This is a genomic window from Deltaproteobacteria bacterium (assembly GCA_019309045.1).
In the GTDB taxonomy this organism is placed as follows: domain Bacteria; phylum Desulfobacterota; class Syntrophobacteria; order BM002; family BM002; genus JAFDGZ01.
Window position 1 is genome coordinate 1 of the sequence record JAFDGZ010000096.1, and the last position, 9660, is coordinate 9660.

Annotated in this window: 8 protein-coding genes; 3 read left to right on the forward strand and 5 right to left on the reverse strand. The window is 51.8% G+C overall.

Annotated features, from left to right (window positions below; genetic code table 11):
• Nucleotides 1–349: 349 nt before the first annotated feature.
• The 4 genes from JRI89_14980 to JRI89_14995 form a co-directional block, all read right to left on the reverse strand.
• Entirely contained in the window at nucleotides 350–2116 is a 1767-nt protein-coding gene (locus tag JRI89_14980) for a protein kinase (protein ID MBW2072543.1), read from the reverse strand.
• 30 nt (nucleotides 2117–2146) lie between these two features.
• A complete protein-coding gene (locus JRI89_14985; GenBank protein MBW2072544.1) occupies nucleotides 2147–3082 on the reverse strand; it encodes a GDP-L-fucose synthase in 936 nt (311 codons plus the stop codon).
• Between the two features lie 174 nt (nucleotides 3083–3256).
• Complete coding sequence (gmd, locus tag JRI89_14990) at nucleotides 3257–4342, reverse strand: GDP-mannose 4,6-dehydratase (GenBank protein MBW2072545.1); 1086 nt, start codon at nucleotides 4340–4342, stop codon at nucleotides 3257–3259.
• Nucleotides 4343–4410: 68 nt separating this feature from the next.
• Nucleotides 4411–5118, reverse strand: coding sequence for a serine/threonine-protein phosphatase (locus JRI89_14995; protein ID MBW2072546.1), 708 nt, complete (start codon nucleotides 5116–5118; stop codon nucleotides 4411–4413).
• Nucleotides 5119–5632: 514 nt separating this feature from the next.
• Here JRI89_14995 and JRI89_15000 point away from each other — a divergent pair.
• From JRI89_15000 to JRI89_15010, 3 genes are all read left to right on the forward strand, one after another.
• On the forward strand, nucleotides 5633–6928 hold the full coding sequence (locus tag JRI89_15000) for a SpoIIE family protein phosphatase (GenBank protein ID MBW2072547.1): 1296 nt from the start codon (nucleotides 5633–5635) through the stop codon (nucleotides 6926–6928).
• Between the two features lie 192 nt (nucleotides 6929–7120).
• Complete coding sequence (locus JRI89_15005) at nucleotides 7121–7543, forward strand: hypothetical protein (GenBank protein ID MBW2072548.1); 423 nt, start codon at nucleotides 7121–7123, stop codon at nucleotides 7541–7543.
• A 36-nt stretch (nucleotides 7544–7579) separates the two neighbouring features.
• Nucleotides 7580–7975 carry a thioredoxin domain-containing protein gene (locus JRI89_15010; GenBank protein ID MBW2072549.1) on the forward strand — a complete coding sequence of 132 codons (396 nt, stop codon included), beginning with the start codon at nucleotides 7580–7582 and terminating at the stop codon, nucleotides 7973–7975.
• A gap of 33 nt (nucleotides 7976–8008) precedes the next feature.
• On the opposite strand, the gene JRI89_15015 is transcribed toward JRI89_15010, so the two are convergent.
• Complete coding sequence (locus tag JRI89_15015) at nucleotides 8009–9436, reverse strand: SUMF1/EgtB/PvdO family nonheme iron enzyme (GenBank protein MBW2072550.1); 1428 nt, start codon at nucleotides 9434–9436, stop codon at nucleotides 8009–8011.
• Between the last annotated feature and the right edge of the window lie 224 nt (nucleotides 9437–9660).

Genomic DNA, 9660 nt, shown 5'->3' on the forward strand with positions numbered 1-9660 from the left:
GGCCGCCCAGCAAAATCGCCGAAATGCTTTCCCAGTACGTGGACAGAGAGATTTCAGAGCAGCCTTTGTAGAAGCACGGCTACGGAAGCGGTTACGATGCCCGTTTCGTCTGTGAGTTACGTCAATCGGCTAGCTAGTCATTCTTCGTTACCCTGAGCCGTTACCGATACAGGCTTCGTTGGCGTAGCCGCTTGACGGCTTCACCAGGCAGTAAGCACTAAACACAGGCTGTACGCTGCACCTTGATTGATCCCAATAAGCGATAACCGATAACGCGAAACCCAATAAACCCAAGTAAGCCAATAAGCTTGCAACCCGCACCTGGCAACTCGCAACTCGAAAAGCCGCCCTATCCATCCTTCCTTTCGTCTATTGAAATATCCACTCCCAGCTCCCTGGCCTCACTGCTGAACTTTTCCAGCAGCGCGGTGAGATCCGCCTGCTGATCCTCCCGGTAGAACAGCTGCATACTCATCACTTTCCTGCGGCCCTTGCGAACAGGGCGCCTTTCTATCCCGAGTCTATCAGCGAAGGGTTGCAGATCACGGAGCACTTCCCAGACTGTTTTAAATCTTTCAGAAGGATCTCGCCTGGTGGCCCGGGTGATGAAGTAGTGCAGTTCCCTGGGCAGGTCCGGTATCAATTCTCGGGGATCAGGGACGTCTTCTGTTACGTGGAGGTCCATGAGGGTGGGGATGTCGTCCTCCGGATATGGCCTCTGGCCCGTGACCATTTCGTACACCATGATGCCCAGTGAATAGATATCAGTACGTTCGTCTACGGGCTCGCCTTGAATCTGTTCGGGAGACATGTAGTAAACAGTACCTGGCAAGGTGCAGTCTACCGTCCCCGGGGGGCAGGACAAACCGAAGTCGACGATTCTGGTGACTCCATCCGCCTGCAGGAAGATATTGGCAGGCTTTATATCTTGATGAACAATTCCCTGCTCATGGGCATAGGCAAGTCCTGTGCACACCTGGAGAACAATATCCACTATTCTCGACAGAGCCAGCTTCGGCATTCTTTCGAGTACATAAGCCAGGGACATGCCTTCGAGATACTCCATAATGATGAAAATAGTCCTGAATAGATGTTCGATGTCATATATTTTGACAATGTTTTCATGGTTCAGGGTGGCAATGATCCTGGCTTCGTTCTGAAATCTTTCAGCAAATTCCTGATTCATGGCCATGTCGTGCTTGAGCATTTTCACAGCTACGGGCATGTGCAGCTGGGTGTGCATGCCCCGATAGACAATGCTCCAGCCGCCGCGGCCAATGATCTCCTGGAGCAAGTATTTACCTATCATCCTGTTCGCCGTCACTTTTTCCGTGGTAAATCTGAAAGTGACAAGTTCTGTGAGGAAGTCGAGAAGATCTGGATTTTCCTCGCAGAGGGCATCGAATTGCTCCCTGGTCAATGTCCAGAGGATCATGTCAGTTTCCGCATCCACGCTGGCTGTCCTCGGTTCTCCGGTGAGCAGGGCGATCTCGCCCACTATGTCCCCGGCCTTCAGACGGGCAATGTCATGCGATGAGCCGTTTTTCTGAACTCTGACAACACAGGAGCCTTCCTGGATGATGTAAAATCTGTCGCCCTCTTCGCCCTGCTTGATAAAGCGGCTTCCCGCCCGGATTCGCACGGGAGTCATAGAATTGAGAAAATTACACCTGGCCTCATGCGGGATGAGATCCAGGACGCTGGTACGGAGGAGAAAATCCAGGTCGGAGGTGTGCAGCTTCTGTTTGAGGACGTCGCGGTGGCGCAGAGCGTCTCTTTCAGGTGAAGTTCGCTGCAGCAGACGCACGCCTACCAGGTAGTGGTCCGGCTTTTGTGGCTTTTCCTTGGACCAGGCCACTTTGCCAATGAAGCCTTGCCAGCCGGCCTGGTCTGGAAGTCTGAATTGCATCTCGAAAAGGGTGCCCGGGCGTAGATTGTAGGAGGATTCCAGGCAAAGACCCTCGCTGCTCGCATTGACAAGATAGACAAGAATTGTCCGGCCATGCCTGGTTGTTGGCGCTGCGCTGTCTCGAGGCTCGATAGTTTCGATTATGCTGATTTCAGGCTTTGGCAGGGTCTTTCTGACATGGCGTCTGCGGTCCTTGAACTCTGCCATAATTTGCTCCTCAGACAAACAGGAGAGACCTCAATGGCTGCCTGTGTGTTGAGTATACCATCGATAAGTTCTCGCAATGCCTTCTTCTAGAGGTATTGTGGCCCGCCATCCTAAAGCTGTCATTCTGGAGACATCCAACCGTTTGACCGGGGTACCCTCAGGTTTGCTGGTGTCAAAGAAAAGACTTCCTCGAAAGCCCACGATACGTGCTATCAATTCGGCCAATTCCCGTATGCTGACATCACTGCCGGTGCCTATATTGATGATTTCGGAGTCGTTATATTCATTCATCAAAAACACACAACCGTCCGCAAGATCATCCACATACAAGAACTCTCTTCTCTGCATACCAGAGCCCCAGATGACCACTTCGTGTTTGCCACTGACCTTGGCTTCGTGAAATTTTCTTATCAAGGCAGGAAGCACATGAGAGGTCTGCAGATCGAAGTTGTCATTCGGGCCGTAAAGATTGGTGGGCATGGCCACGATGTAGTTGGTGCCGTACTGGCGATTATAAGATTGACACATTTTAATGCCGGCAATTTTTGCCACTGCATAAGGCTCATTGGTCGGCTCGAGATGTCCGGAAAGCAAGTGTTCCTCTTTCATTGGCTGGGGGCAGTGCTTGGGGTAGAGGCAGGAACTTCCCAGAAACAAAAGTTTTCTTACTCCATAGCGGTAGCAGGCGTGGATGACATTAGTCTGGATGAGCAGGTTCTGGTAGATGAATTCAGCGGGATAGGTGGCATTTGCCAGAATGCCGCCAACCTTTGCTGCTGCGAGAAAGACGTAATGCGGACGTTCGGCAGCAAGAAAAGCCTCCACGTCTTCCTTGTTCAACAAATCAAGCTCCTGGCGGGTGCGGTAGACAAGGTTCTCATACCCAAGTTCCTGGAGCTTTCTCATTATAGCCGAGCCCACCAGGCCGCGGTGCCCCGCCACATAAATCTTGGCATCAATTTCCATTTTTCATCACAGTTGTTTTCGCGGCAAGATGCCGCTCCCACAGTTCGGGCCACGGCTACGAGGCCCGTTTCGTTTTTCGGTAACGTCGAACATCGCGTTCTAACAAGTTACCGTGAGCCTTGCGCCTTGTGCCCTGAGCCATTCTTCGATAACTGATAGCTCTACCCCCATTTCTTAATCATTCTGTTGAAAGGTGCGGTAGCCAGCATCTTCCACCAGCCTGTCTCTTTCTGCCTCCAGGAGATCTTCTTCTACCATGATCTTTATGAGTTCATCGAAAGAAACTGTTGCTTTCCACCCCAGTTTCTTGTGAGCTTTTGAGGGATCTCCCAGGAGAAAGTCAACTTCTGCTGGTCTGAAATAGCGGGGGTCCACCTCCACCAGCACTTTGCCTGTGTGGGAATCCCTGCCTATCTCATCGATGCCGCTTCCCTCCCAGTGGATGTTCATATCTACCAGTTTGAAGGCCTTCTCCACACACTCTCTGACGGAATGAGATTCACCTGTGGCGATCACGTAATCATCCGGTTGTGGCTGCTGCAGCATGAGCCACATGGCCTCCACGTAGTCTGCCGCGTAGCCCCAGTCCCTTCTGGCGTCCAAATTCCCCAGATACAGCTTTTCTTGCAAGCCGAACTTGATTCTGGCCACGCCTCGGGTGATCTTCCTGGTGACGAAGGTCTCGCCTCTGATGGGTGATTCATGGTTGAAGAGGATGCCGTTGCAGGCGAACATCTGGTAAGATTCACGGTAGTTTATGGTAATCCAGTAGGCATAGACCTTGGCGGCCCCATAAGGGCTGCGCGGGTAGAATGGCGTGGACTCGTTCTGAGGTACCTGCCTTGTCTTGCCGTACATTTCACTGGTAGAAGCCTGGTAAAATTTGGTTTTCTGTTCCATTCCTAGAATGCGGATGGCCTCGAGCAAACGCAGGGTGCCGAGGGCGTCGGCATTGGCCGTGTACTCGGGCGTTTCGAAGGACACCTTCACATGACTCTGTGCGCCAAGGTTGTAGATTTCATCTGGCTCCACTTCCTGGATGATGCGAATCAGATTGGTGGCGTCCGTCAGGTCTCCATAGTGCATAAAGAACCGCACGTCTTTTTCGTGGGGGTCTTGATACAAATGGTCGACTCTGGCGGTGTTGAAGGATGAAGATCTTCGCTTTATCCCGTGGACTAGATATCCTTTTTTCAACAAGAACTCGGCAAGATAGGCCCCATCCTGCCCTGTTATCCCGGTAATCAGTGCCTTTTTCATAAGTAGCGCGCTCCCCGCTTGTTTCGTTGTCAGTTCGCCTCTTGCCATATTTCTTGGAGAAGAACGAATCACATTTCCAGACCGACAATGGCGATGTTGTCGCTGCCTCCTCTGTTCAGGGCAGCGTTGACGAGTGCTGCGAGCTTTTTCTCGAGGCTGTCTTTTGTCTTTAAAAGAGAGACGATAATGCTTTCTGGGACCTCGTCGTGAAGACCATCCGTGGACAACAGCAAGAGATCTCCGTCCTTAATGCGGAATTGTCCTGTGTCTACTTCAAAATCACCGCAGCCGACACATTCAAAAAGGAACATCCTGCCCGGATGGACTCTAGCTTCTTCCTTGGTCAATTGTCCTTCAGCCAGGAGAAACCCTGCCATGGTGTTGTCTTCGGTTATTTGTGAGAGCAGCTCTTGTCGAAAAAGATAGAGTCTGCTGTCTCCCACATGAGCCCAGTACACTGTGTCTTGCCGTACGTAGGCAGCCGTCATGGTGGTGCCCATTCCCTTCAGCTGGGGTTCATTTTCTGCAGTCTGACGAATTTCCTCATCCGCCAGCCGCATCAACTCTACCAGATGACGGCCGATATCTTCCAGGGCAGGATCAAAATTGTGAAGGCTTTCTTTGGCAATGGCCGAGGCGCGGTCTCCGCCCTCCTGTCCCCCGAGACCATCGGCAACAGCAAGGAGAACAGAGCCGTCAGGAAATTCTTGCACAAAGAAGCGATCTTGATTTTTTGTCCGCACCAACCCCTTGTGAGTAATGCCAAAAGTATTCATCCAACACCCATCAGTACTTTTTTGCAAATTATCTCATGGATTGCTACTGTTCCTCAAGTCCAAGGTGGTAAAATCATTGCCTGGATGAAATATTAGACACAGCGGTGTATATTATGCCAGAATTTTTTCAGTGGAACATGATGATTTCTGTTGAGCGGATGGCGTTCGGCTAACAAATTGTTAGTGAACTCAGGATTTCTGACAGCCTCCGGAATTCTCTTTTAGACAGAGATTGCTGCGCCCTGGCAGTAAAGAAAAGCGAGTTCAAAGAGTATTATGAGTTTGTCTTTTGAGTTGCGACCGGAGTGCGCCAATAAATGGGGGCTCGCAAAAGAACATGTGGAACTATGAGCAAGGAATATGTTACAAAAACAGATTCAGACTTTTTTGCTGGATAGAGAATATCGCCATATCATACTGGCAGAGGCTGAGAAAGCTCATTATGGCTTGTTTCCTGCATCACCCTTCGCCAGTGGTAGCCTATCCCTAGCAGGTCGATTTAGCAGGGGTTACTATGAGAAAAAGCATCTCTCGATCAGGCAAGTCTCAGGTTCCCAGACGGCTGAAAAGGTTGATTGAAGCGCACCAGTGCGTGGCAGACATGGAATCTCTCGAAACTCTGCTGCCGATGCTTCTTGATCTTGCCAGGAATGTGACCAACGCAGAGGCAGCTTCTTACATGCGCTATGACCCCAAACAGGATATCTTGGAGTTCGCCTGTGCCAGGGATGAAGTTTTGGGGGAAGAGGCAGCCGAGATTCTGAAAAAATCTGTGCGGCTCAAAATGGGAGAGGGAATCGCCGGGTGGGTTGCCCAACAAAGGAGATCTGTCATTGTCAAAGATGCCAGAAATGATCCCAGGTTCTCGGTACAGGCAGACAAGTGTACAGGATTTGTAACGCGTAATCTTCTCAGTGTTCCCCTGGTCTACGGCAAAGAGCTGCTGGGAGTCATAAATGTCATCAATTCGAAGGAGAAGCCGACCTTCGAGCAAGAAGACGAGGAAGTGCTGGAGTGTTTTGCCAATCTGGCAAGTACTGCGATTGTCAGATCCAGGATTTTCGAAGCACGTCTGAGACAGCAAAAGCTGGAGGTCCAGCTTGAAGCAGCATCGCAGATTCAGGCGTTATTCTGGCCCAAACTTCCCGAGTTCGGCATGGGAAGTCACGTCTGGGGCGTATCGGTTCCTGCCGCATTTGTCGGAGGCGATGTCTACGACATTATACCCAAAAACGACGGCAGCTGGCTTGTGTACGTGGCTGATGTCTCGGATAAAGGATTGGCTGCTGCCCTGGTGATGGTGGCGCTCTGGACCAAGCTCCGGGACGAAGGCCAGACGCACGAGGAGGTGGATGAGCTGCTGGAGGTGGTCAATAACGACATGTATGATCTGCTTGCCAAGGAAGGCTTTTTCGCCACCATCGTTGTTGGCAGGTACTGGCCGGAATCGGGAAAAATGGAGCTTGCCCGCGGCGGCCATTTGCCGCCAGTGTGGGTTGCGGGAGATGGACTTATAGAAGTGCCCCACATAGAGGGTATGACCCTGGGGGTGGTGCCTGATGCCAGGTACGAAAAGAAGGAGATCATGCTGTCGCCAGGGGAATCGATCCTTTTGGTTACAGACGGTGTGACCGAGGCAGAAAACGAAGAGGGCCAGCTGTTTGGCATGTCTGGTTTAACAGAGTATTTGACAAGGGTCAAAAAGCCCCCTTACGGAAAGATCCTGTTGGCCGAGATCAATGAATGGCGCGGCAATGCCCAGGCTGCAGATGACCTGACCATGTTGGAAATCTGGCGGGATCCGCCATAATGGTTGTCGGTTATCAGTTATAGGGGACGACTCGGTAGAAGCGGTTCTCTAACCGCGACCAGCCCTATTGCACGAATCCTTTCAGGGGCGCGATTCATGTTGTGCCCAGTGCTTACTGCCTGCTGTGGGAGCGACATTTTGCCGCGAAATGAAACGCAGAAAAACGCAATAACAAGAAAGGGGGAAATTAATTTGAAGAAAAAATTCCTCATGCTCAGTTTGGTTGTAAGCCTCGTGTTGTATTTTGCCGGCGTGGCTTCGGTATCTGCTGAGAATATCGAGTGGAGCAGCAAGAAACTCATAAATGTGAAAAGTTCTCCGCTCGACGTTTCGCCATCAAAGGACGGCCGCTGGATTTTCATTCTGTCGCCGGGGGAAGTCCTGGTCTACTCTGCTTCAAAGAGCAAAGTAATAAACAGCATTCCGGTTGACAAGGGTTTCGACAGACTGGCGTACTCTGCCAAAGACAATACCCTTATTCTCAGCAGCCGCACTGGAAAAGCCGTCAAGATTATCCAGCTGGCAGTAATCCACGACATTGACGTGTCCGGCCTGCCCTTTCTGGGTGAGAGGAATGCCCCCGTGACTATAGCGGTATTCGGCGACTATCAGTGACCGTACTGTGCGCGGCTCGAGCCGCTGCTCCAGCAGGTGCTGGAGACCTATCCCAGGGAAGTGAAGCTGGTATTCAAAAACTTTCCACTCCGCATGCACAGATATGCCATGCAGGCAGCAGCAGCTGCCATGGCAGCCAATGTCCAGGGGAAATTTGCCCAGTTCCACGAGAAGCTGTTCGAAAACTATCGCAGCTTGAATGAGGCGAAAATCGAAGAAATCGCCACTGCACTTGGCCTTGACATGACAGAATTCAACAGGGACAGGAAAGATCCTGCCATTCAGAATCTCATCGCCCGGGATATACAGGACGGAATAAAGGCAGGTATCCGTGGAACTCCCACCGTATTTATTAATGGCAAGCAGTTGAAGGGCAGAAATTTTGCCGCTTTTAAAACTATGATTGATGCTGAACTGAAGAAACACATGTGAAGTCAGCAGATAAGTAGCAGAACACAGCAGCCGTTATTTTGCATCCATAGCAAGCCGCAGGCCCCACTGGCAGAAGTGGCCCTGCGGTGGTTGTGCATCCCTGCGTGCGGAACGTACACTCCAACTGCCGAAGCCATAGCCGCCGCCGCGAAGCACACGCCGTTCTCCCTGGGCCGGTCCTCGAGGGTCGAGCTGTTGCCCCGGCTTGTAAGGGCCGTACCAATCCGCACACCACTCGGCCACGTTGCCGTGCATGTCGAAGAGCCCCCACCTGTTCGGCTTTTTCTGGGCCACCGGGTGGGTACGATTGCGAGCAATATTGCCATACCAGGCGTAGGCCTCGAGCATGCCTCCCTCATCACCAAAGTAGAACCGCAAGGGATCCTTCCTGGCTCCTGGCCCCATGTCATCACCGAAACAGAACCTGGTGGAACTGCCAGCCCTGCAGGCGTACTCCCATTCTGCTTCTGTGGGCAGGCGATAGCGATGGGTGTGCTCCCGTTCGTTCAGTCGGCGGATAAATTCCTGGCAATCCTCCCAGGAGACATTTTCCACCGGCAAATCGGGTCCTCGGAATCGAGAAGGATTGGCTCCCATGATTTCCTGCCATTGCCGTTGAGTCACTTCGGTTGCCCCCAGATAAAAAGAATGAGAGAGCTTTACCAGGTGTTGCGGCCCCTCATCCTGGTTTCTGCCGGGTTCACTTTCGGGACTCCCCATAATGAAGCTGCCAGCAGGAATGCGGACGAATTTCATGCCGATGCTGTTGGTGTAGGTGGGCCCTGTCGGAGGTGGCAACATGTAAGAAGTGGCTGCTTGGCCGCGGCTCTCAAACAATGCTGCCGAGGTCACGGCCCGGACAAACACCAGATCGCAATCGAATTTCCAGTCAATGCTGCCGTGATAAAAGCTGACGAGATAAGAGAATCCCTGGCCACGATAGTCGCTGCTCCAGCACCAGGCCTGGTGGGCGGCAAAGGCTGGATCCACATGGAGCTTCCCTGTGAGAGGTTTTTCCTCCAGGAGTGAAGCCAACTCTTCCACGGTTGGTAGCCGCCAGTGGCTGCAATTGGCATATCTCTCCTCGTTTAAAGTCTGAATGTATGCCAGAGCTCCCTGGTGGTCCATATATTTGGCAGACCCTGACTGCTGCCAGACGAGACCTGTGGCTTTGTCGATCACAACCCGGTCATCGCCAATGGTGACAGAGGAAAAAAGGTTGGCAAAGCTGCCGGTCGGATTGCGGCGACTGTCATAAAAATGATAGTGCTGCACCAGCCGGTCAACGTCTTCGTCTGTGAGCAGTTTCGGAGTACTGCGCAAGCTTACTGTAGCAGCAGCCAGAGCAGCGGCTGACCACAGGGCCAGGAGCCCAATGGAGAGGATGAAAAAGAGAGCAGCCCGGGCCAAGAAAATTCTAGTCTTGCCGGGGGATAATTTTTTCAATGATGGCAATATCATTTCACACCTCGCGCTAGCAGAGTTCCCAGGCGAAATGTTTTTTGCTGCAGGCAGGTTGTCATCTAAATTAGAATAGCATAGAGAAAATGATATTACAATGAATGGTGGCAACCCAAATCCACCGCCACGATTAAGGCGGATCGATTTTTGACCACATTGGTGTTAGCATACAGGCTCACTTATGGACGCGAGCTGTTTCGATAGCTCTATCCGGGCATGAAATG